The organism is Actinomyces sp. S4-C9 (assembly GCF_000758775.1).
GTDB lineage: Bacteria > Actinomycetota > Actinomycetes > Actinomycetales > Actinomycetaceae > Gleimia > Gleimia europaea.
Window position 1 is genome coordinate 100853 of record NZ_JRMU01000011.1, and the last position, 23398, is coordinate 124250.

At 57.2% G+C, this 23398-nt stretch carries 20 protein-coding genes and 2 pseudogenes; 9 read left to right on the forward strand and 13 right to left on the reverse strand.

What is annotated here, in order from left to right:
* Positions 1-44: 44 nt before the first annotated feature.
* Both HMPREF1628_RS05910 and HMPREF1628_RS05915 read right to left on the reverse strand, forming a co-directional pair.
* Positions 45-698 (reverse strand): iron transporter, encoded by a 654-nt coding sequence (locus tag HMPREF1628_RS05910; protein ID WP_186822309.1) that lies wholly within the window; start codon positions 696-698, stop codon positions 45-47.
* A 72-nt stretch (positions 699-770) separates the two neighbouring features.
* Positions 771-2405, reverse strand: coding sequence for an FTR1 family iron permease (locus HMPREF1628_RS05915; RefSeq protein WP_034509285.1), 1635 nt, complete (start codon positions 2403-2405; stop codon positions 771-773).
* A gap of 197 nt (positions 2406-2602) precedes the next feature.
* Here HMPREF1628_RS05915 and HMPREF1628_RS09300 point away from each other — a divergent pair.
* Together HMPREF1628_RS09300 and HMPREF1628_RS09100 are read left to right on the forward strand one after the other, a co-directional pair.
* Positions 2603-3141, forward strand: a pseudogene (locus tag HMPREF1628_RS09300) (DNA methyltransferase).
* 495 nt (positions 3142-3636) lie between these two features.
* Positions 3637-3960 (forward strand): type IIL restriction-modification enzyme MmeI, encoded by a 324-nt coding sequence (locus HMPREF1628_RS09100; protein ID WP_049189366.1) that lies wholly within the window; start codon positions 3637-3639, stop codon positions 3958-3960.
* A gap of 219 nt (positions 3961-4179) precedes the next feature.
* Here HMPREF1628_RS09100 and erm read toward each other — a convergent pair whose 3' ends face one another.
* Complete coding sequence (gene erm / locus HMPREF1628_RS08860) at positions 4180-5034, reverse strand: 23S ribosomal RNA methyltransferase Erm (protein WP_070429178.1); 855 nt, start codon at positions 5032-5034, stop codon at positions 4180-4182.
* A 153-nt stretch (positions 5035-5187) separates the two neighbouring features.
* Positions 5188-5631, reverse strand: coding sequence for a recombinase family protein (locus HMPREF1628_RS09180; protein WP_223845690.1), 444 nt, complete (start codon positions 5629-5631; stop codon positions 5188-5190).
* 290 nt (positions 5632-5921) lie between these two features.
* Here HMPREF1628_RS09180 and cmtR point away from each other — a divergent pair, with 290 nt between their 5' ends.
* The 3 genes and pseudogenes from cmtR to HMPREF1628_RS09185 form a co-directional block, all read left to right on the forward strand.
* Positions 5922-6281, forward strand: coding sequence for a Cd(II)/Pb(II)-sensing metalloregulatory transcriptional regulator CmtR (cmtR, locus tag HMPREF1628_RS05935; protein WP_034509295.1), 360 nt, complete (start codon positions 5922-5924; stop codon positions 6279-6281).
* Entirely contained in the window at positions 6278-8170 is a 1893-nt protein-coding gene (locus tag HMPREF1628_RS05940; protein WP_034509298.1) for a heavy metal translocating P-type ATPase, read from the forward strand. Before cmtR ends, HMPREF1628_RS05940 begins: the two co-directional genes overlap by 4 nt.
* Positions 8171-8482: 312 nt before the next feature.
* Positions 8483-8605 (forward strand): annotated as a pseudogene (locus tag HMPREF1628_RS09185) (IS3-like element IS1206 family transposase); the annotation flags it as partial.
* Between the two features lie 133 nt (positions 8606-8738).
* On the opposite strand, the gene HMPREF1628_RS05945 reads toward HMPREF1628_RS09185, so the two are convergent.
* From HMPREF1628_RS05945 to ychF, 5 genes are all read right to left on the reverse strand, one after another.
* A complete protein-coding gene (locus HMPREF1628_RS05945) occupies positions 8739-9473 on the reverse strand; it encodes an ATP-binding cassette domain-containing protein (RefSeq protein ID WP_052038927.1) in 735 nt (244 codons plus the stop codon).
* Positions 9460-11244: a hypothetical protein gene (locus HMPREF1628_RS05950; protein ID WP_231376317.1), complete on the reverse strand. Its 1785-nt coding sequence runs from the start codon at positions 11242-11244 to the stop codon at positions 9460-9462. Before HMPREF1628_RS05950 ends, HMPREF1628_RS05945 begins: the two co-directional genes overlap by 14 nt.
* 227 nt (positions 11245-11471) lie before the next feature.
* A complete protein-coding gene (locus HMPREF1628_RS05955; RefSeq protein ID WP_198030416.1) occupies positions 11472-11897 on the reverse strand; it encodes a lactococcin 972 family bacteriocin in 426 nt (141 codons plus the stop codon).
* Positions 11898-12261: 364 nt separating this feature from the next.
* Entirely contained in the window at positions 12262-13773 is a 1512-nt protein-coding gene (locus HMPREF1628_RS05960) for a recombinase family protein (protein WP_034509301.1), read from the reverse strand.
* Positions 13774-13793: 20 nt separating this feature from the next.
* Entirely contained in the window at positions 13794-14882 is a 1089-nt protein-coding gene (gene ychF / locus HMPREF1628_RS05965) for a redox-regulated ATPase YchF (RefSeq protein WP_034509305.1), read from the reverse strand.
* An 88-nt stretch (positions 14883-14970) separates the two neighbouring features.
* On the opposite strand from ychF, the gene HMPREF1628_RS05970 reads away from it, so the two are divergent.
* A complete protein-coding gene (locus tag HMPREF1628_RS05970; RefSeq protein WP_052038928.1) occupies positions 14971-16011 on the forward strand; it encodes a DNA recombination protein RmuC in 1041 nt (346 codons plus the stop codon).
* 15 nt (positions 16012-16026) lie between these two features.
* On the opposite strand, the gene HMPREF1628_RS05975 is transcribed toward HMPREF1628_RS05970, so the two are convergent.
* A complete protein-coding gene (locus tag HMPREF1628_RS05975; RefSeq protein ID WP_052038929.1) occupies positions 16027-17043 on the reverse strand; it encodes a 4-hydroxy-3-methylbut-2-enyl diphosphate reductase in 1017 nt (338 codons plus the stop codon).
* Positions 17044-17173: 130 nt separating this feature from the next.
* Here HMPREF1628_RS05975 and xseA point away from each other — a divergent pair, with 130 nt between their 5' ends.
* The 3 genes from xseA (at position 17174) to HMPREF1628_RS05990 (ending at position 19844) form a co-directional block, all read left to right on the forward strand.
* Positions 17174-18502 carry an exodeoxyribonuclease VII large subunit gene (gene xseA / locus HMPREF1628_RS05980; protein WP_034509310.1) on the forward strand — a complete coding sequence of 443 codons (1329 nt, stop codon included), beginning with the start codon at positions 17174-17176 and terminating at the stop codon, positions 18500-18502.
* Between the two features lie 26 nt (positions 18503-18528).
* Positions 18529-18768: an exodeoxyribonuclease VII small subunit gene (locus HMPREF1628_RS05985; protein WP_034509312.1), complete on the forward strand. Its 240-nt coding sequence runs from the start codon at positions 18529-18531 to the stop codon at positions 18766-18768.
* A 161-nt stretch (positions 18769-18929) separates the two neighbouring features.
* The gene (locus HMPREF1628_RS05990; protein WP_034509315.1) at positions 18930-19844 is read left to right on the forward strand and encodes a carbohydrate kinase family protein; all 915 of its coding nucleotides are present in this window, start codon (positions 18930-18932) and stop codon (positions 19842-19844) included.
* Between the two features lie 109 nt (positions 19845-19953).
* Here the strand turns inward: HMPREF1628_RS05990 and pflA are convergent, their stop codons facing one another.
* Genes pflA through HMPREF1628_RS06005 form a run of 3 tightly spaced genes read right to left on the reverse strand, consistent with a single transcriptional unit; the run spans position 19954 to position 23238 of the window.
* Positions 19954-20868, reverse strand: a complete 915-nt coding sequence (gene pflA / locus HMPREF1628_RS05995; RefSeq protein WP_052038930.1) for a pyruvate formate-lyase-activating protein — start codon at positions 20866-20868, stop codon at positions 19954-19956.
* Positions 20869-20873: 5 nt separating this feature from the next.
* A complete protein-coding gene (gene grcA2 / locus HMPREF1628_RS06000) occupies positions 20874-21125 on the reverse strand; it encodes an autonomous glycyl radical cofactor GrcA2 (protein WP_034509318.1) in 252 nt (83 codons plus the stop codon).
* A 4-nt stretch (positions 21126-21129) separates the two neighbouring features.
* Entirely contained in the window at positions 21130-23238 is a 2109-nt protein-coding gene (locus HMPREF1628_RS06005; protein ID WP_034509322.1) for a pyruvate formate lyase family protein, read from the reverse strand.
* Positions 23239-23398: the final 160 nt, after the last annotated feature.

The window sequence follows — 23398 nt, forward strand, 5'->3', positions numbered from 1 at the left end:
TGAGAGCTCGGCGGCAATGCCCCGAGCTCTCACACGCGGTTAGCTTAAAGCAGCTGGCCGTCCCACTTCCAGTTTTCGAAAGTGAACTTCAGTGGCTCGGTCCAGAAACGCCCGTCAACAGCGGAGGTATCTTTTCCAGTGTGCAGCATGAACTTGTCAGCAGGTGAAGGAATCTCAACTTCAACACGGTACTCGCCCGGTTCCAGCTTGATGTTATTTCCGTAGTGCGGGCCGTCAGAAGCCACCATGGGCATCATCGTCCCTAAATCCTTGACCAAGCCACCCGTGGCCTGATCATAAATTTTCACGTTTATCTCCAAGTAAGGCATGAACTGATCGGCTTCATAACCGATTTCAGCAGCCTTCTCATTGGTAGCAACGTCAACTTCGAAGTGCATGTCAGATTCGGAAGCCGGCGGTACTAGCACCGAGCCTTGCTCCATGTCGATTGCCTGGAAGTAAACCAAATCAACAGTTAACGGACCACTGGTCTGCGGGCCTGAATCGCCAACCGGAATTTCGTTAATTCCTACTGCCTGCCCTTTTTCAGCAGAGCTCGTCTTTTCGTCGGCGGTAGTCTGCACAGAAGTACCCTTTTCATCCTTGGGCTTGTCACCAGAATCATTCGAGCAACCAGCAAGACTCAAGGTAAGCGCGAATGCCGCTCCAAGAGCAACCATTGCTTTCTTGATCTTCATTTATTTTTCCTTTCGTGTTTCGGGATTTCCCGGCCAAAATTGGAGATGTTAGAACTGATGTAACGTTACTGACTAAACAGAAGTTGTATCTTTCACCGATCTTTGTTCGTTATTTGCTGCGCTAGCACAGCTCTCCCGTTTTGTGTTTTTGCTGATGCGATATTGCACAACAGCCATAATTATGAGAATTACAACCACAATTGCCTGTGCCACCAAAGTCTGAACCGTTGGGTAAAGACCAAGCACAGCTATTTCCGGTACGCCCGGAACATCAGTTGTATGCAGCCAAGTTGCATCCTGGAACTCTTTAGCAGCGCCACCCGCAATGGTAACTGCCAACATGCCCAACAGAACCGAAGTCCACCGGAAGAACTTCCTGATTGGTAGACGAACTCCAAATACCCACACCAGTAGGAATAGGATTATCAAAATGACTAGTGCAACTCCCACCCCAAGCCAAATGAATGCGTAATCCGAACCGGAACGCGCCGCGGTGAGTATAGGAGAGAAGAACAATATGGTTTCCGCGCCCTCACGCAATACCGCCAGGAACGCAACCAAGGCTAGTCCGAATACGCCACCCGACTGAGTCTTAGATCCGGCAACAGATTGCATGTACTCATTCCATTTGGCCCCATGAGACTTGGAGAAGATCCAGTTGGAAACGTATATGAGCATCAGCACCGCAGCAATACCGGTAAAGCCCTCGATCAACTCTTGTGCCAACCCTGAAACGTTTGATGTGAGGCGAGCCAGCACTATAGCGATCATTACCGACAAAACGATGGCTGCGACCACGCCGACTATGATTCCAGCTACCTGATCCTTACGCTTTGCCTTCATAGCATAGGTAATAACAGCAGCCACAACCAGGAGGGCTTCAGCACCCTCACGCAGCAGAATTAGGAACGAGGCAAAGAATCCCTTCCACCCAAGTCCCTCATTGGAACCAGCCAGCTTGTCCAGCTCAGTGGCGTCCTCATTCACCATTGACTTTAAGTTTTCAGCTATCTTGACAACTTCATCGTGTGCCAATCCGCCACGAATTCCCTGACGCAGATCTCGGAATCCGTTTTCAACTTCAGAAACTCGCCCCTGCCCTATGTAGGAGATTGTTGCCTTCTCTAGCCCCTCGGCTTCATAGTGTTGTAAGTAGGCAGCGGTAGCGTGCTTGTAGCCCTTATCCACATCACCCGCGCCGTACTCTTTAACAGAGGTGTCAATATTTTCCACGATTGCTTGGGCTACCCTAGTCCACTGATCTGAAATAGTCTTAGTGGTGGCAAGTTCGGCAACGTCTTTATTTAGATGGTCAATGGCAGTTTTTACCGCTTGTTCGACCTCGTCTTGAGGTGCCCCCTCATTGGAAAGCGTGCGCACGTTTAGCAAAACTGCAACAAAGTCTTCTTGCCTATCCCGCCCGAGCCTGTGGCGAATTTGATCTTCAAGGCCGGAAACCTGGTAAATATCATAGTAAGCTTTTCTGATGGAGTGTTGAACTGCCTTAGAATCTCCCGAAGCATACTCGGCAGGAATACCCTCCAGGTACTCTTCCATTTTTGTTACTACCGGCTGCCAATCCTCTTCTTCTTGTGCATTCGCCGTAAGAGACGAAGAAAGAGCGAAGAACACTCCCACAAAGAGGAAAATCGCTAAAATCTTCGATATTCGCGCGCCCGATGCACTGCTAGGCGAAAACGCCATCATTCGCCCTCCAGCTTTTGTTAGCCTAACCTAATAACCAGTATGAGCATACGCGCTACCACTTTAATTGCGCAAGGCCGGCATGTTGAAAATAGGATCTTTGAGAACAAGTTCTCAAGGGATACTCCAAATGAACCGCGAGTTCAAGAAGCAGTTCGGCATCTCCATCCCCCCTCATCCCCTTGAAAGAAACAGGTTAGATCCACGCTGGTAACGCCACGCGCCTAGACTGGGACGAGGCCTGCCCGAACAACGGCGAAGACGAGATCTACCTGATCGGCAACCCACCATATGTGGGATCGAGCATGCAGACCACAGAGCAGAAGGCGGATTACCCTGTGGTTTTCGGTAGCTCCAAGTACCCGAAGAAGCTCGACTACATTTCTCTCTGGTTTATCAAGGGCGCCGCTACATCTCCGGCACCCGTGCCGAGCTGGCCTTTGTTTCTACCAACTCCATTACCCAGGGCGAACACGTCGGTCTTCTGTCCCCCCTGCTTCACGAACAAGACGTAGAGATCGGGTACGCCTATACCTCATTTAAATGGGGGAATAATGCCAAGTTCAACGCCGGCGTCACGGTTGTGGTTGTAAGCCTGCGTCCCATCTCAAATGCGCCCATATATTTCCATGAGGATATTCGCACAAACGTATCCCAAATAAATGGATACTTATTAGATGCACCGTGTGTATACGTTGGGCCTCGACCGCGCCCGTTGAGCTCAGAGCTACCAAAATAATAAAAGGCTCTCAGACTACGTATGGGGGGGGGAAATCACCTACTCACGGTGCCGGAGAAAGAGCACCTTAACGGCATTTCATCGCTAGCCTCGTCTTGGATCCGTAATTATGTGGGATCGACGAGTTTATTAACGGTTCACAACGATACTGTCTTCGCGTTCCGGATGCAGACCTTGAGCGAGCGCAGGACGCAAAAGGCGGCTTCGGAAACCCGAAGCCGCCCTAGGCGAAAAACCGGATTGAGTCCTAAACGTTGAACTTGAACTCCACGGAGTGTCGGCGATAAATAACCATTTTATTCGCAAGTGCGGAAGTAGCAACGAAATACCGCTAAAACGGACAACATGGGGGTGCACAGAAATACATATAGGTTCTGCGGAAAACCTATAGGGATCGTCGCTATAAACCGCTGTGCGTGGAAAACATAAAGGGTTTACGGACCCGGTCCCAGCCCCCTCAATACTCTGAGCCGGGAGAATGGAAAATGGAAGTCGATGTATCCCCACTATTCATTTTTCCGTTCTTCGGAGTACACCGGGAGCTACTCCTTCGGACCAGCTCCGTGTGAACTAGATGAGAAAGCGCAGCAGCGAATCATCGACGCTGGACAGTTGGTACTGCGGGCCCGCGAGCGGCACCCCGAGGGGTCACTCGCGGAGCACTACAACCCGTTAGCGATGGACCAAACTCTGCTCAAGGCTCACGACGAAATGGACCGAGAAGTAAATAAAGCTTTCGGTGTGGCACGCAAACTCACCAACGAGCGCCAGCGCCAGGAGCTACTGTTCGCCAGCTACGGGGAGTTGTCGAGGGGCTAATCTCCTCGCTTCCATCAAAATCGAAACCACCAGCAGGGTCGTTCCCCGTGCGGGTAATTTTGATCGGCCCCGCTGCTGGGTATAGAACCCTGTCGCCGGCAACGCCGGGAACTATGACTGTGCCCGACGAGAACACGTCACTGTCATAACCCGGCTCACGGTAGACCAGCACTGGTCGTCCACTACTACTGGTGGATTTCGGTTTGGGTGGCGGGGAGATTAACGCCGCCGGCCTCGTTTTTTGCGTTGAGGAGGGCGTTGACTACTTCCCGATTGTGAAATTGGCCGATGGTGCGATGGAGAGGAACCAGTCACCTGAAAGAGATCGATCCAGTCGCTGGTGCGCAATCTGGGGGGTAGGGTTGCGGGGTCGATTCCTCGCGAGCGCAACCATGATTGTGTATCTGAACGTGATGAAAACAACCCTGCCCTTCGGAGAATTTCCCCTATCCCGCGTCCCCGGGCGGTGAAAACGGTGTGCACCATAGCCTGAAAGGCTTTGCGTTGCTCTATCGGGATCTTCGGGTCACCCACCCGGCGGATCACTAAGATCCCCCCGTCAACGTTAGGCTGTGGACGGAAAGCAGACCTTGGTACTCGGGAACCAAGGTGAAACGTGAACCATGGGGACCACTGAGCCGTCATCATCGTGCTTGCGCCTACCCCGGCCCGGCGGCGAGCGACTTCCCACTGCATGAGGAGTACAGCGTCAGTCCATGCCGGCGCATGCAACAACTTTCGAAGAATGGCAGTGGTGAGGTGAAAGGGAATGTTTCCCACAATGACGCAGGGAGTGGCGGGTAACGGGAAGTTAAGGAAATCATCATGGACCACTTCGACCGACGCCGAGGCGGTCTTTTTTGTGAGTTTGGCAGCTAGTTTTGCGTCTACCTCAACTGCCGTTATTGCCCTCCCCAAGCGGGATATCGGGTGAGTGAGGGCACCGCTTCCCGGCCCGATCTCGATGATGGGGCCGGTGGTTTGTTTTACAAGATCGACGATGGTGTTGATGATCTTTTGGTCTGTGAGAAAATTTTGGCCATGTTCGTGACGGCCGTATCCGTATGTAGACATCAGGTGTGCTCCGTGGAGTTGAAACGGAGCCGGGCATGGCAAATGGCCGCCCGGCTAAAGTACCGGAGCGGTTTTTGACCCGCGGGAGGGAGAAAACCGCCTTAGCGGTTGGTGAGCGGCCGCATGAAAACGGAACCTGAAATCAACATGGTTCTATCGTATCCAATTAATTTCACAGGGTGCAATACGGTGAGAAAGAAGACAACCGCACCGCAACAGTGCAAGACCTCTCTGGATTGGAATTTGTCCTACCTTCGGGGCGTCATACAGACGCCACTGGCGTATTTTGTCTCTGGGCAACGAGGGGGAGTTACCCCCACCTCCGAATGTTTTTAAGGTGCACCCCTGATTACGCTGGGGTGCGGGAGTAATTCTGTCCGACCGATCGGACTGTCCAGCGAGGTCCCAGCAGATGATCGCGTCGATTTCGCCGCGTTCGAGGGATGCCACCATGGCGTCGTAGTTGGGGCGAGCCACATTCTTCTTTGACGCGGAAATGGACTGATCGACGTCGTTATGTCCTATGTCCAACGTGCAAGCCACGCTGCTTTGCAATGACTTCACAGTCCTGAGGCTGCAGGTCGATGGTGCGGCCATCCACGTCAGCGTCTCGTGAGATACGACGGCAAATAGGAGCGCGTGTTGTCAAACGCTATTAATAAGGCCCTTAGCTACACGTTGTACTTAAATTCAACGGTATGTAGTTGCAAAGTTACTTTCTCGAGAACCTCGCCGCCCACGTCGCTCCCGCGTTGGGCGGCAGCCGAACCACAAAGGATCAGTCATCTGCTATCCCATCGACTAATTCTTGCAGGTCGCAGGACCTTCGCGTAACTGTCAGGTCAGCGCATTTTGAATAGTTCAGCACACGATATATTGTTCAGCACATGCTGACCATTGCTTCACGCCTCGACGTCATGAACCGGCTCGGCCGGGCCATGGCGGATCCGACGCGCTCCAGAATCCTGATGACACTACTCGACGGCCCGAGCTACCCAGCCGTGCTTTCGCGCGACCTGGGCCTGACCCGCTCGAACGTCTCGAACCACCTGACCTGCCTGCGTGACTGCGGCATCGTCGTTGCCGAGCCGGAGGGCCGCAAGACACGCTACGAAATCGCCGATCCGCACCTCGCGGCAGCGCTCAACGCGCTGGTGAACGCGACGTTGGCTGTCGACGAAAACGCCCCGTGCATCGACCCTGCATGCTCGGTGCCCGGCTGCGGCGAGAAGGGAGCGGACGCATGAGCTCGGCGTGTGGATGCGAACACGAACCCGCCGCGGAGGTCGAAGAGCTCGATCGGCCATGGTTGAAGGACCCCGAGTTGCTGCTGCCGATCTTCTCCGGCGTAGCCCTCTGCATAGGCCTGGCGCTGGGCTGGTCCGGGCTAGCGACACCCGCGACAGTACTGTTCTGGGTCGGCCTGCTGCTAGGGGCGTATACGTTCGCGCCCGGCGCGATCCGGAACCTTGTCACGAAGCGCAAGCTCGGCATTGGTTTGCTGATGACGATCAGCGCGGTCGGCGCGGTGATCCTCGGTTACGTCGGGGAGGCCGCGGCGCTAGCGTTCCTGTATTCGATCGCCGAGGCGCTTGAAGATAAGGCGATGGATCGGGCCCAGAGCGGACTGCGGGCACTGTTGAAGTTGGTACCGCAGACCGCGACGGTGCTGCGCGACGGCACGGCGGTCGAGGTCGCAGCGAAGGAGCTCATGGCTGGCGAGCTGATGCTCGTGCGCCCCGGAGAGCGGATCGCCACGGACGGCATCATTCGGTCTGGGCGCTCCAGCCTTGACACCTCAGCGATCACCGGAGAATCCATTCCGGAGGAGGTTGCGCCCGGCGACGAGGTGCCCGCGGGAGCGATCAACTCCGCCGGTGTGCTGGAAGTCCAGACGACCGCAGCTGGAACGGACAACTCGCTGACCACACTCGTGGACCTGGTCGAGCAGGCGCAGGCGGAAAAGGGCGACCGCGCCCGGATCGCCGACCGGATTGCCCGACCCCTCGTGCCCGGGGTGATGATCCTGGCGGTGCTAGTCGGCGTGATCGGCTCGCTGCTGGGCGACCCCGAGACGTGGATCACCCGTGCGTTGGTGGTTCTGGTCGCAGCGTCGCCGTGCGCGCTGGCAATCTCCGTGCCGCTGACGGTCGTGGCCGCGATCGGCGCGGCCAGCCAGTTCGGCGTGGTCATCAAGTCTGGCGCGGCGTTCGAGCGGCTCGGCGGCATCCGTCACCTGGCGGTGGACAAGACCGGAACCCTCACCCGCAACCAGCCCGAGGTTACCGGCGTGGTCCCGGCAGACGGGTTCGATCGGGCGCAGGTGCTTACTTTCGCTGCGGCAGTTGAGCAGCAATCGACGCACCCCCTCGCCGCGGCGATCGCGGCAGCGGAGCCCGAAGCACCCGCCGCCCTGGACATCAGCGAGGAAGCCGGACATGGCATCGGCGGCACCGTCGAAGGCCGACGCCTGCTGGTCGGCAGCCCCCGGTGGATCGACGCCGGGCCACTGAAGGGAGACGTTGAGCGCATGGAATCCGAAGGCCAGACCTGCGTCCTGGTCACCGTCGATGACACCCTCGCCGGAGCGATCGGCGTCCGCGACGAGCTGCGGCCCGAGGTGCCCGAAGCCGTGCAGACCCTGCGCGCCAACGATGTGGAAGTGAGCATGCTCACCGGCGACAACACTCGTACCGCCCGGGCGCTGGCTGAAATCGCCGGAATCGACGACGTGCGCGCCGAGCTGCGCCCGGAGGACAAGGCAAGCATCGTCGCCGAACTCTCCTCCAAGACGCCGACGGCGATGATCGGCGACGGCATCAACGACGCGCCGGCACTGGCGGGCGCAACGGTGGGCATTGCGATGGGAGCAACCGGCTCTGACGCCGCGATCGAGTCCGCTGACGTCGCCTTCACTGGCCACGACCTCCGGCTGATCCCGCAGGCGCTGCAGCACGCCCGCCGAGGCAGCAGGATCATCAACCAAAACATCGTGCTGTCTCTGGCCATCATTATCGTGTTGATGCCACTGGCGATCAGCGGTGTGCTGGGCCTGGCCGCCGTCGTGTTGGTTCACGAAGTCGCCGAAGTCATCGTGATCTTGAACGGCCTGCGGGCTGCACGAGCGAAACGCTGAGGCTGTGACCGGCAAGTCTTATAAGAGTTAAACCACGCGCCGAGCGCACACACGTTGGACCAGGCGAGTCATTCGAGTTCACCACCTGGTCCTTCTCGATGCGTGCAGGCACGGGAACTGTGGGTGAACCTAATAGTTCAACGGCCCGATACCGCTTGCAGATTCTACACACGAGGTAGCGGAATGGACCGAGGCCGAACGAAAACCGGAGTTAGAGACAGCGCTCTTCAACCTACCCCCCCCAATAACGCGAAACGTCATTAACGCTCCGCGTTACACGTTAAATTTGAACTCCACCACTTCGACATCAGTCGCCAAGAAGTCTTCCGGTGGTGCATGCGCTACAACACCCGCAGACGGCACTCCTGGTGCAACTTTCTAGCCCCCAATGACTTCGAAGCACTCACATCAGCTACGCTGACCCAAGCAGCATAGCTAACCCCCGACGTGTCTACTTTCCGGGGGTCAGGCCCGTGCTCGACAACCCCAGCGGACTCAACGCCCACGCCAGCGTCGCGGACCATGCGGCCGGGTACCGGAAGGTGGCCAAGGCCGCGGGCATCGCGATTTAATCCCGCGCAGAGCCGGAGACTGTGACCTGGCGATCATTGATGCGCAAGGTGCTGTCAGCGGCAGCAATAACTGCGGCATCGTGCGTGGCGGCCAGAACGAGTGCGCCCCCGTCCGCAGCTCGCCGCAGGAGCGCGATAACTTGGTCGCGGTTAGTGGGGTCGAGGGAGGCGGTCGGCTCGTCAGCGAACACATAAGCCGCGCCGCGGAGCAGGGCTCGGGCGATCGCCAGCCGCTGCTGCTCGCCTCCGCTGAGAATAGCTGCCGGCCCGTCGAAGGGGACATCAAGACCGACTTCGCCGAGGGAGTGCAGCAATTCTTCTTTGGAGTATTGCTTCCTGGATAGCCCGAGGGTGAGGTTATCTTCGCAGCTTAGTTCGGGAATGATTCCGTGGTCTTGGTGGATTATCGCTGCGCGTTCTCGCCAGAACCTCCGCCTCCGCTTCATCCTCCACGCGGAGGCATTCTCACCGTCTATCCGGAGGAGGCCGTCCGCCGGCGGCAGGAGCCCGGCCAAGGTGTTGAGCAGCAAAGTCTTTCCGGAACCGCTGGCTCCACAGATGGCGACAAAGCCTGGCCCGGGTAGGGAAAACGTTGCATTTTCCACGAGGGACTTCTTCACCATCCGCGTGCTGCGCCCCACAGAAAAAGTCGACTCCGCGGCGAGACAGAGATGAGAGGTGGAAATCTCCGGCGGCGGAGTGGGGGACTGATTGGGGCTAGCCAATGACATTGTGACTCCTAGGGGAGGCGGACATGTGCTGAGAAATACTGAGACGGACAAAACCGAGGTAGACGATTAAGACAAGGCAGCTTAGCGCGGTGAAGGTGTAGAGGAACGGGTTGGGAAGCAGTAGCGGAGCCAGGACGGACAATATGACGACAACTGTCAGGCTGACCAGTTGGCTTTTGAATAGTCGCCACATCGTTTTGTCCGGTGATTGCCCAGCGCTGTGGAGGAGTACCAGGAGGCGACGGTGAACTCGGAGCTGGATGCGCGCCTGGACTATCAAGGCCGCAAGCGTGGCGAGCAAAGCTCCGAGGGCGCTCAGGATACTCAGCCAGAACAGCGCCGTGCTGGCTACTAGTTCGGCCAGACCGCGATCGGCGGCGCGTACCGGGTAGACGTAGCCTTCGAGGCCGGCAGCGGTAAGTTCTGGACCCAGTTCCGAGAAATCCGCGAAGAGCAAATTTTCACTCGAAGCTGTGGAGCTTAGGAAGTCTGCGTCGAAGCCGGATAGATCGTCCGTTTCAAGCACGTAAAAACAATCGCCGGGAACCAGTTCCCCCGACATTGTTCCACTAATGAATCCGACCGCATGATCGGCACTGACCGGACCAATTTGCGCAGATTTAAGGAGCAGGTCGCCGGATTCCTGAGCCCACAGATCCACGGAAGCTGCGAAATGCTCTTGGGCTGCGGAATAGTCGACCGAGTGGTTGTCGTCTCCGGGACGGAACTGATAATCCTGCAGATCGTGCCATTGGCGGTTGGCAAGTGCCACGGGGCAGGAGTCCGGCACACCGGTACCTTCTTTCGGCAAAGTATGGCTGAGGACAGCCCCGTGCTCCCGTTCCCAGCTGAGCGCGAAGTCGCGGAAGTTCTGCTGCAGACTGGGCGGCAAGAGCTCGCCTCCTTCCACGCGGCCAGCAGGGCCGTCGAAGTTGGCTGAAAAATGCAAGGCTCCAAACTCCGCGAGAGATTTCCAGGTCTGCTGGGCCTCGGATTCCTGCTGGTAGGAGCGGAGCGCAGCCGCTGAGCTAAGACCCGCTGCTACAAAGGTCACGCAGGTAAAGACCGAAATTACTTTCAGCGCTTTTCCCGCCGCCTTCTCTGCGGGGGCACGCTGCCCCAGCAGCGCTACTGCGCGGCGCAACAATGGGGCGGTGACGGCTACGGCCAAACCGGTGGTAGCCAGGGCCAAGCCTATCCCGGCGGCGTAGAACCTGAGGAACAGGAGGGCAAAAGAATAGCTCCCTTGGCGGGCGAGGAATGTACTCGCAAGGCCAATGAGAACTAGGTGCGGGAGGATGACAAAGGTCCATTGCCGCCAATTGCCTTTTTGACTGCGGTGCCCTCCATTTATTGTGCGCAGCGCTGCCAATCTAAGACCGGAAACCCGAAGAACAAATACCAGGGCAAAAAGGGAAACGACAAATAGAAACAGGATCGCCACCAACGCGGGCAGGCGGAATACGACCGATTGGATGAGGTGAAGGAACTGCGTCTTTTCGCTTAGCCTGAGCCCGTCATTCCTGGCCGATTCGTAGAAGTGGTTCGCATTGCCACCCGTTGCTTTGGGAACCAAGACGTAGTCACCGTGGTAATCCAGCGACCCAAGCTCACTGGCCGCTTGGCTCAAGGCATCCGGCCGGTTGAGCCGGGGAATGCGTTCCGGTGCTGGATAATTTTCCTCCAGCGGGATGAAAACCTCGTGGGAAGTCCCGCTTGCGTCATCGGTGCCAGTCAGCCGGTAGATGGAGTAGCCGTTCTGCTCGGCCAATGAAACCAGTGAGTTACGGATTACCGTCGGTGCGTAGTCTGACTCAAGTTCCTCCGCGAGTGAAGTCTTAGGCTCGACGTAGTCAAGACTAAAGGTTGATTCGACCCCTAAGGACAAGGGCTTGGTGGAGTCAACCAGGGCTGTCAGCAGCCACCCAGTAGTCGCGATGACTGCAGCAAGAAGTAGGCTCAAAAGCCCAAGTACTAGGGGTCGAATACGCATGAGTTCTAGCAGAAGTCGTAGTAGTAGCTGTCCTTAGTGCCCGGCAAATTCGTTGCCCAAAGCTCGGCGATCGACTTCTGGCCGCCGCGGGTGTCGATGCTTCGTTGCGTTCTGTCGTTGACGATCACAGTCGAAGTATGGCACCGATTCACGGTGAAATAAGAACGCGCCTTAGCGTCCCAGAATCCGTACTCCCAGGTACCGCCACCTGCAGGGTAGCGAACTTTCCGGCCGACAGATGCCCAGTAGGTTGTGAAGGCTGGTGCTGCCTCGCCGAGTAGCTCGGCCATCACACCGGAAGCAAAGCCTCCCTTGGCGCCGTGGTCTTGGAATTCTTCTGCGGAAGCAACGGCTGAGTTAGATACGGAAACGCTCAGAGCAGAGGCAATCAGCAGCGCTGCAAACTGCCGAGTGCGCTTTTTGGGGGTCATAACAGTCTCTTTTGAGAGAGGAAATGAGGCGGGATTGCCTCAAAAGGGAAACTACCCTAAGTGAATACAAATGGGAATAGAACCAGTTTTCTAATTATATTGGTACTTTTCACAGGCCTTAGGCTCGGGAGGGCGGTGGTTGTCCTTGGTCCGCTATGTCTTGGATTCACCCCGTACGGAGTGGGGTTGCCCGCAACACGCCCTTTCGTCCTTGCTCTCTTCTGACGTCATCCTCGCCAACGTCAGCTGCGCGAAACTCCTGCCTAGTTTCGCACGCCGCAAGCGCACGGTGTCGTGCGCTTGCTTAGGCCGCCCCTAAGGCGCAGCACATGCGCGCGATTGTTGATGTGCCACACACTGCAACCTAGTTCCACACGATCTGCACCGATTCAGGGTTGAAGGTCTTGGTGCCGCGCACGCCACGGCGCAGGCGCACCTGGCACAGGGTGTTGATGACTCGACGCTGCACGGCAAGCTCTGCGCTGTCGAAGGCGTCCACGGGCGAGGCGTAGCCGGTTGTGTCGAGCAGCGCCGATGCGCCAGCAAGGCGGGCACGGCGCGTTTCGAGTTTCTCGATCTGCGGCTCATAACGGTTTCGCGCGCGCTTGAGGTCACGGGCCTCGATAAGCTCCTCGTCGTAGTCAGCCTGGACGCGGGCGAGCTTTGCGCGAAGCTCAGCGAGTTCGTCGTCGATGGCGTTGACCTCGTCGTCGTCCGCAGTCGGCAGCAGGTCCGCCAGGTCGTCACGACCAAGACGGGCACGGATCACGGCGAGGACAAAATCATCGACGCTATGTGTGCGCACTAAGCCACAGGCCGCGCAGCGGTAGCGGTCGGCATGCGTGCGCACGGGGTTGCCGCACTCGTCGCAGACATACAGACCCGAGCCGAGATGGCGGCGAGTGTTCCGGCGCTCCTTGTTTGTCAGCCGGTCGGGATCGTCGAGCACGTTCTGCACGCGCCACCACAGATCGGGTGTGACGATCGGCTCCCACTGCCCTTTCACCGGCTCGCCGGTATCGGGGTCGCGGACGATATGCGTGACACGGTGGTATTTGTCCTTCACGCCCTTGCGCTTGGCTTTCTTATAGGTGGGATAGCCCGCATACACGGGGTTGCGCAGGATCGAGTGCAACGACGTGTAGGCCCACGGCTGCGCGTCTGGAACCTGCTTTTCGGGCTGGCCTGCAGCGCGGCGGCGTGCGTTGCGCTCTGTGACCACGGTGTGCATATGGCGCGGCGTGGTCGGGATATCCGGCAAGCCCGGCTGATCGACCCCAGACAGAGCGCGTGCGATGTCGCGCATGGAGTTGCCCCGCTCGACAGCCCGGAACATACCGAGCACGGCGGCGGCTTCGGATGGGATGATCTCGCCGGTCGAGGTGTAGCCGATCGGGCGCACACCGCCGGAGTACCAGCGGCCCTGCTCGGCGCGCTGCTGTTGCGCACGGGATTGGCGCATGCTCTTTCGCTCGATCTCGCCGCGCGCCACGGCTGCTTTGATGCGCGCATACATTCTGCCGCCGTCGGTGGCAAGGTCAGCATCACCGTTTGCGGTAACGAGTTTCAGCCCCTGATCTTCTGCCCTGTCGATCCACTCTTCGAGCTGCCAGGGCTGCCGCGTGAGGCGGTCGAGGTCCCAGCAAATGATCGCGTCGATCTCGCCGCGCTCAAAGGACGCCACCATGGCGTCGTAGTCGGGACGGTCCACGTCCTTCTTTGATGCGGAGATCGACTGATCGACGTAGGTATGCACGACGTCCCAGCCACGCTGCTCGGCAAGGGCTTCGCAGTCCTGGCGCTGCCGGTCGATGGCAAGGCCGTCCATGGCAGCGTCGAGCGAGATACGGAGGTAAATAGCAGCGCGTGTTGTCATGCTGCTAACACTAGCGCGCCTCAGGTTACATTGAAACGAAACTCCACCACGTCGCCGTCTTGCATCACGTAGTCTTTGCCTTCCAAGCGTAGCAGGCCTTCAGCGCGGGCCTCCGCGATCGAGCCGGCCTTCACTAGGTCCGCGAACGAGACGACCTCGGCCTTAATAAAGCCGCGCTCAAAGTCCGTGTGAATCACGCCAGCAGCCTGGGGCGCCGTCCAGCCTTTGCGGATCGTCCACGCGCGAGCTTCCTTCGGGCCAGCCGTCAAATAGGTTTGCAAACCAAGCGTGTCAAAACCAACTCGCGCAAGCTTATCCAAGCCGGATTCTTCCTGGCCAACCTCGCCAAGCATCTCGCGAGCCTCGTCCTCGTCAAGCTCCACCAGCTCCGACTCAAACTGGGCGTCCAAGAACACGGCCTCCGCTGGAGCAACAAGTTCGCGCAGCTCCGCCATTTTCGCCTCGTCCTCAAGGCCCTCGCTGTCCATGTTAAATACATAGATAAAAGGCTTCGCAGTCATCAGCTGGAACGACTTAACGATGGCCGGGTCAAGGCCAGCAGCCTTCATACCTGCGGAGATGAGTGTGCCTCGCTCCAGCATTTCGAGACACGCCTGCGCGGTAGACAAGTACTCCGGCTCAATGCGCTTGCCCCGCACTTCTTTTTCAAGCTTCGGTAGCTGACGTTCAAGGGTTTGCATGTCGGCAAGCATGAGCTCAGTTGAGACCGTCTCGATATCGTCCTTGGGCGACACTTTACCGTCGACGTGGACAACATCAGGATCGGCAAACGCGCGCGTTACCTGACAGATCGCGTCGGCCTCACGAATATTAGCGAGGAACTGGTTGCCCAAGCCCTCACCTTCGGAAGCACCCCGCACAATCCCCGCAATATCAACGAAAGACACAGTCGCATTAATGATCTTTTCGGACCCGAAAATGCCGGCAAGCTCTTTCAACCGTTCATCCGGGAGTGGAACCACACCAATATTCGGCTCAATCGTTGCGAATGGGTAGTTCGCTGCTAGAACGGTTGCGCGAGTGAGCGCGTTGAACAACGTCGACTTCCCAACGTTTGGAAGTCCTGCAATACCAATAGTCAAAGCCACGCCTATAGTTTAGGCCACGGGCGTTGATTAAAAAATTGCGAGGCAGGGCGTCCAAAATTTTGTCCGCCCCATCCGGTCTAATAGAACCATGACAACAATTGGCTGGATCATTTCTTTAATACTGCTGGTAGTCGGACTCGTTAGCGGATACTTTGCGGGCCGGTACGCCCAGCCGCGCCCGAGCACCCCCGAGAACGAGGGCGTAGCGCGTGACGCTTTGGCTTACCAGATTTCTAAAGAGCTAGCGCCGCTAAATCAGGCACTACATGCCATTGATGCGCGAGTTGGGCAAATGGATGCGGCGCAAAAGCATCAACTCGACTGGGTCATCTCCGAACTTGGTCTCAGCCAGAAAACCGGGCGCGAGGTTCTTGCCGCCACACAAAAGCTCGATACAGCGCTAAGGTCCTCTCCCACTCGCGGATCTTGGGGTGAGCTCTCCTTGCGCCGCGTGCTTGAAATGTCGGGCCTGACTAACCGCATTGACTTCCTCGAACAAATGCAGGTTGGCCCGGCGCGGCCAGACGTCGTTGTAAATCTACCGGGCGAGGGTGCTCTCGTAATCGACGCGAAAGTTCCCCTGGACGCCTACCTGAAAGCCATTGACGAGGAGGATTCGAGCGCTTTAAGAGCACATGCAAGCGCGGTGCGCTCCCACGTGAACCAGCTGGCAAACCGGCGCTACAGCGAGGTCATTGCTGGCTCTTTGGACCTAGTGGTCCTATACATGCCCTCTGAAGCGCTCATCTCTGCATCACTCGAAGCTGACCCTGCCCTTTTTGACGACGCCCTTCAAAAAGGCATCATTGTCGCTGGCCCCTCCGCCCTCCACACGCTACTGCGAGTGGTTGGATACTCGTGGGCAAAAGATTCCCTAGAGCAGGATGCGCGCGACATCCTTGAGCTTGGACGCACCCTCACCGAACGCATAAATGTGCTTGGCGAACACCTCGGGAAACTGGGCAGCTCCCTCCAATCCGCGGTTGAGAACTACAATCGCACCATCGGATCGTTCGAGAGCCGATTGGGAGTAACAGCAATAAACATCGCCAGCCTAGAGCGCTCCATCAAGCCTGCTCCTCGACCCATAGACAAGGCCGCGAGAAGCCTGTCCTCATCCCAAGAATAACGGCGGGTAGCCGCGTCAGCAGGTGTGGTCCGGGCCCGGCGTGCGCCTACCCGTTGCGTCCTCCGCGTCAGCACCCTCGCGTTTTAGCGCCTGACGCAAGTTGCGTGGAAGCGCGAACGTGATCGTCTCGGTGCGCGTACGCACTTCCTCAACCTCACCAAACCCAAGTGACTGTAGCCGCTCAATCACTTCGCGCACCAAAATGTCCGGCACCGAAGCACCCGATGTAATACCAACCGTTTCAACGCCTTCCAGCCACGCCAGTTCCAGTTCGGCGGCCTCATCGATCCGGTAGGCCGACTTCGCTCCCGCATCCAGTGCCACCTCAACCAAACGCACCGAATTCGAAGAATTTGCCGAGCCCACCACAATCATCAAATCAGCCTGTGGCGCGATAGTCTTTACAACCTCTTGCCGGTTCTGCGTTGCATAACAAATGTCATCCGACGGCGGGTCCATCAAAACCGGGAAGCGCTCGCGCAGCCTGCGCACCGTCTCCATCGTCTCATCGACCGAAAGCGTGGTTTGAGACAGCCACACCACCTTGTTCGGGTCACGCACCGTCACGTTATCCACTTCATCCGGCGTGCCCACAATCTGAATGTGATCCGGAGCCTCACCGTAAGTGCCCTCAACTTCCTCGTGCCCCTCGTGGCCAACAAGAATGATGTCGTAATCCTGCTTCGCGAAGCGTACAGCCTCCTTATGCACCTTCGTAACCAGCGGACACGTTGCATCAATCGTGGAAAGCCCGCGCTGCGCTGCCTCTTCATGCACCTGCGGGGACACGCCGTGCGCGGAAAACACCACGCGCGCCCCCTCGGGCACCTCATGTGTTTCTTCCACAAAAATCGCGCCGCGACGAGACAGGGTCTCTACCACGTAGCGGTTATGCACAATTTCTTTACGCACGTAGATCGGCGGACCGTATAAGTCCAAAGCCTTCTCCACCGCATCTACCGCACGGTCCACGCCCGCGCAGTATCCGCGCGGGGAGGCCAACAAAATTCTTTTACCGAATACGTCACTCACGCCTCTAAGATAGCCGCAAACTGGCGAACTTGCCGCCCGTAACAAACTGAAACAATTTATGTCCCACGTGTTTCGTAAACTAGAAGGTAGCAACACAACTTAGCGCTAGTGGGCGCTCACAGGGGGAAGCATGGAAGTTAGGACCACGCCGAGTCGCGGCGCGGACAAACCAGCGCTTGCAAAAGTAGCGCGCGAAACCACTCGGGAAAACCCGTGGCCTCTCGCCCTGCTCTCTAAGAACATGAAGCAGTACATTGACCGCATGTCCGCCCTGTGGGTTGAAGGCCAAATCGTTCAACTCAACGAGCGCCCCTCCACCCGCATGTCATTCCTAACCATCAGAGACGTAGATGAGGACGTCTCAATGGATGTAACGGTTTTTGGCGGAGTCCTTCAAAGAACGGGCGGAGCTGTCCAAGCGGGTACACGCGTAGTTGCATACGTAAAACCCACGTTCTGGGAACGCTCTGGGCGGCTCAACCTGCAAGCTAGCGAAATTCACCCGGTTGGAGTTGGCGACCTACTGGCACAGATCGAGCAACTGCGCCAGAAACTGCAAGCCGAGGGCCTGTTCAACGCCGAACACAAGAAGCTTCTACCTTTTCTTCCTCGCACCATCGGCCTCATTTGCGGGCGAAACGCGAAAGCTAAAGACGACGTGCTTGTGAACGCTATGGCGCGTTGGCCCGGCGCACGCTTCGAAATCCGCGAAGTACTCGTACAAGGCCCCAACTGTCCTCCCGAAGTTAGTGCAGCCATCGCAGAGCTCGATGCGATTGAAAGCGTGGAAGTCATCATTGTTGCGCGTGGAGGTGGTTCTGTTGAAGACCTGCTTCCCTTTTCCGATGAGCGCATCATCCGAGCCGCATTCAAAGCTAACAAGCCCGTAGTTTCGGCAATCGGGCACGAGGGTGACGCTCCTCTGTTGGACCTCGTTGCAGACGTGCGCGCCTCCACTCCAACCGACGCCGCGCGTAAAGTCGTGCCCGATCTGAAAGAAGAACACGCAAATCTCGCGCACGCGTTGGAAAGCATTCGCTCACGGGCGCAGATGCAGATCAAGCGCGAGAGCGAGTACCTCAACCTGTTAAAAGACAGGCCCGTGTTGAAAGAGCCAACCGGCTCTCTACAGATCTACAAGACTGGGCTAACTCAGGCGGTTACGAACATGCGCCACTTTGTGAGTGCGCGCATCGACCGCGAGCGCGCTGGCCTTGTTGAGGCAGCCGCGACCTTGCGGGCGCTCTCACCGCAGGCCACTTTGGAGCGTGGTTACTCGATTGTTAAAGCTCCCGGCGTTGGCCTTGTTAAAGACTCTGCGAGTGTGAAGAAGGGTGACATTTTGGAAATTATGCTTGCCCGTGGCTCCATGATCGCAACCGTGTTTGGAACCCAACCCGCGCATGGGGTGGATGAAGCGGACCAGTCTGCAAAATCAGATTCCCCCACAACGAACTAGATACTTTACAAAAGAGGAGAGAGAAAATGGATAAGGAAAAGTTGATTGACCCCGGTCAGCTTTCATACGAGCAGGCCCGCGATGAGCTGGTACAGATTGTGAAGATGCTTGAAAGCGGGAAAACTCCGCTGGAGGAGACGCTTACTCTTTGGGAGCGCGGTGAAGCTCTTGCCGCACGCTGTCATGCTGTTTTGAGCGCTGCAGAACAGCGCATTGAACAATCCCGCGCCGACTCGTCCCCCGCTCATGAAACTACGGCAGAGTAGCGAAGGCTCACCACAGTAAGAGCTCAAAACCCCCGGATACCGGGCAGTACCCAACGGTTCCCTCATCTGCGATCGGCATACGTTCAGAGATCGAAAGGGCCAAACCGCGCCCAGGGTGAACATATAAACTGAGATCAAAATCTCGAGAGTATGGAAGTCCAATGATTAATCCAAACGCACTGATAATCGGCGAAGCCCTGGTGGACATTGTTGTTCCCCAGCGCGGTGAGTCAAAAGAAATTCCTGGCGGGTCTCCCGCAAACGTTGCTCTTACACTCGGCCGGCTTGACCGCAATGCTCGCCTACTGACGTGGCTGGGCTCAGATGCGCGCGGCCAGCTCGTGCGCAAGCACCTGGAAGAGTCCAACGTGGTCGTATCAGAAGAGTCGATGCGTGCCGAAAAGACCTCTACCGCTCTAGCCAGGCTCGACGAAACAGGCGCCGCAACCTACACGTTCGACATCGAGTGGAAGCTACCCGAGTGCGAGATCGGTGACGATACCGTGGTTGTACACTCCGGCTCTATTGCCGCAACCCTGGAACCGGGCGGTAGCGATGTCGTGCGGCTTTTGGAAGGAGCGCGCGAAGTAGCCACCGTAACCTATGATCCCAACGCGCGGCCTACCATCATGGGAGATCCCGCTAAGGCATACGAACGCATCAAGGAATGCGTCCGCCTGGCTGACGTAGTAAAAATGTCCGACGAAGACGCTGAGTGGCTAACTGGAAGCTCCGACATAGACCAGGTGGCCCGCGAATGGTTAGAGCTGGGGCCCGCCCTGGTAGTTGTAACCAGAGGTGGCGAGGGCGTAAGCGCATACTTCGGCGACGAAGCTGTACACCTTCCCGCAGCCGATGTGAAGGTAGTGGACACGGTTGGAGCAGGAGACTCGTTCATGGGCGGACTCATCGATGCGCTCTGGAGCGAAAACCTGCTGGGGGCAAACAATCGTTACGCACTTGCTCACATTGATCGCGAATGCGTTATTCGCATGCTTGGCCGAGCTGGGTCGATATCTGCGATCACGGTATCACGTGCCGGCGCGAACCCGCCGTGGAAGAAAGAACTCATCTAATCCACCAGGTAGATAGAGCAACACAAAACGGCGGTTCAGATTTGAACCGCCGTTTCCATATGGGTGTATCTGCTCAAATGCAACGAGCTTAAGACCGTTACTGACTGAACTAGTGGGTTTCGATCCCGCGGGAGCGGAATACTTCTCGCGCAGCTTCGGTTTCTTCTGGTGTTGGAGGCTCTATGTCTTCCAACTCGTATTCCATGCCAAGCGCGTCCCACTTGTCTCGCGCCATCTGGTGGAACGGTAGTACCTCAACACGTTCAACATTGGGCCAGCCTGCCACGATGTCCGCCACGGCCTCGATGTTCTCATTTTTGTCCGTAAGCCCGGGAACTAGCACAAAACGGACCCACACCCTTTTGCCAAGCTCCGCGAGCCTATTGCCAAACGCGATAGTGGGCTCTAGTTGCGCTTTGGTGGTTTTGAAGTACGTCTGTTGGTCCCCGGCCTTAACATCCAAAAGCACTAGATCAATATCTGCAAGCATGTCATCCGAGCAGTTCGCGCCCAGATTCCCCGACGTGTCAATCGTGGTGTGGATCCCCTCCTCCTTGCACGCGCGAAGCAGGTTAGCAAGGAACGCGGGTTGCATGAGCGGCTCGCCGCCAGAAAAAGTTACGCCCCCATTGGTCACCTTGAAGATCGTCTTGTACCGACGCAAACGATCCATGAGGTCATCAAGCAGAACTGGCGTTCCCTTACGCATGTACAGCGTGTCCGGGTTGTGGCAGTACACGCAACGCAAAGGACAGCCCGAGAAGAACACAGTTGCCCGTGTTCCCGGCCCGTCCATTGCGGTCACAAGCTCCCACGAGTGCACCGACCCCAGCTTGCCTTCACGAACGGCCTGGAAATGTTCAGATCGTTCCATGTGCGGGGCAACAGCAATACCGTTCAGCCCCGCACCTTGCGCTCGGGGAACCTCATATTCTAAAGGATCGGGGCGGTATTCCCCCGTTGAACCTTCCGAGTAACCGGAAGATCCAACAAGCGAAGCCCGCCCCGAAGTTACGTCACTCAATCTGCTTACATACCCGCGTGGAAGGTACGAGAGAGCACGTCAAGCTGCTGTTCGCGCGTAAGACGCACGAAGTTAACCGCGTAGCCCGACACGCGCACGGTAAGCTGCGGGTACTTCTCTGGGTTCTCCATTGCATCCTCAAGGGTCTCACGGTTCAACACGTTAATGTTGGCGTGGTACAGGCCCTCAACGCCGCCGGTCGCTTCCCGGTTTGCCTTCATCGATGCGAGGCGTTCATCAAAGCTCTTTACAGTCATTTTGTTAGTCCTTCTTGATAAAGCCGGCATCCATGATACCGACGAGGTTCTCAATCTGTTCTTCCAGGTTTCGTCCCAAAGACGAAGGAATGATCGTGTTGGTAAGCGAAATACCGTCCAACGCGTCGGAGTAGTCGAGCTTGCCAACGGAAAGCATGGAAGCAAGCATTCCGTGCGTGTCTGCACCATTTTCTGGGTTTGCACCCGGCGCGAACGGCGTGCCAGCCTGGTGGCCCGACGGGAACGAGCCCGTGGCCTTACCGTAAACCACGTTTGAGGTGATCGTCAGCACCGACTGGGTCGGGATTGCGTTGCGGTACATCGGGATGGCCTTGATCTTCTCCATCACGGTGTGAACGATCGTCGCTGCGATGTCATCCGCGCGGTCATCGTCGTTACCGTAACGTGGGAACTCGCCCTCGGTTACGTAATCAACTACGAGGCCAGTTTCATCACGCACGGGCGTGACCTTCGCGTACTTGATTGCAGAAAGTGAGTCCGCAACGATCGACAGGCCCGCGATACCGCAACCCATCGTGCGGGTGATCTGCGAGTCGTGTAGCGCCATTTCCATGGACTCGTAGGCGTAACGGTCGTGACAGTAGTGGATGATGTTCAACGCCTCAACGTAGGTGCCGACCACCCAATCGAGCATTTGCTCGTACTTTTTCCATACCTCATCAAAATCCAGCGGGCCATCGCCCTCAACCGGAGCGTGGTCAGGCACAACGAGCTTACCGGACACCTCGTCGCGGCCGCCGTTGATGGCGTACAGGAGGGCCTTAGCAGAGTTGACGCGAGCGCCAAAGAACTGCATCTGCTTGCCGACCTTCATCGGGGATACACAGCATGCGATAGCTGCGTCATCTCCCCAGCGGTCGCGGATCTGGTGATCCGACTCGTACTGGATCGAGGATGTCTCGATCGAGACCTTCGCACAGAACTTCTTGTACCCCTCGGGAAGCTCGGGGGACCAGAAGATCGTGATGTTCGGCTCGGGAGCCGGGCCGAGGTTCACCAGGGTCTGGAGCAAGCGGAACGAGGTCTTCGTTACGAGCGTGCGTCCGTCCTCGCCAAAACCACCGTCGGACCAGGTTGCCCAGTACGGGTCACCAGAGAAGATCTGATCGTAAGCTTCGGTACGCAGGAAGCGGACAATGCGAAGTTTGATAACAAGCGCGTCAATGATCTCTTGCGCTTCTTCCTCAGTGAGGATGCCGCGAGCGAAATCGCGCTCAAAGTAAACGTCGAAGAAGCCGGACAGGCGACCGAACGACATTGCGGCACCATCCTGCGACTTAACCGATCCGAGGTAGCCGAAGTAGGTCCACTGCACGGCTTCTTTAGCCGTTGAGGCCGGACGCGAAATGTCGAATCCGTACTTCGAAGCCATGCTCTTCAGCTTGTTCAAAGCTTTGATCTGCTCGGAAATCTCTTCGCGATCACGCGCCCAGTCTTCCGAGAAAGGCTGGTCCGCACAGCGGTCTTTGTCAGCCTGCTTCTGGGCGATCAGGTAATCAACGCCGTAAAGCGCTACGCGACGGTAATCACCGATGATGCGGCCGCGACCGTATGCATCGGGCAACCCCGTGATGATATGCGAGGAGCGAGCCGCGCGGATGCGTGGAGTGTAGATGTCGAATACCGCATCGTTATGCGTCTTCCGGTACTTAGTGAAGATCTTCTTGACTTCTTCATTCGGCTCTTTACCGGCTTCCCTGATGGCGGTTTCAACCATGCGCCACCCACCGGCAGGCATCATCGCACGCTTCAGCGGAACATCGGTCTGGAGGCCAACCACTACATCGTCATCCTCGCTGATGTAACCAGCGCCGAAAGCGTCAACGTCCGCAGGAGTTTCAAGATCAACATCGTAAACGCGGCGCTTGCGCTCTTCCGAGAGGTACTTCTCCTCAAGCGTCTGCCATAGACGCAAAGTTTTTTCCGTTGGGCCGGCTAGGAAGTCCGCTTCACCCAGGTAGGGGGTGTAGTTGCGTTGAATGAAGTCTCGGACATCGATTTCCCAGTCCCAGTTTCCGGTGTTGAAACCTTCCCACTCAGCAAAATCGACTTTTTCACGGCCAGCGTGCTCGTCGACGGAGACAAATGACATTAAACACTCCGATTTCGATTATTTGACTTTCTCTTCACCAACAACGATACCTAACGTGATCACTGATTGGTCGGACATATATGTAAACTTGCTCACTTAACCACCCAAGCTCGTATTTTCTGCACAAACGCAACAAAAAATACAGGTAGCCAGCAAAGTG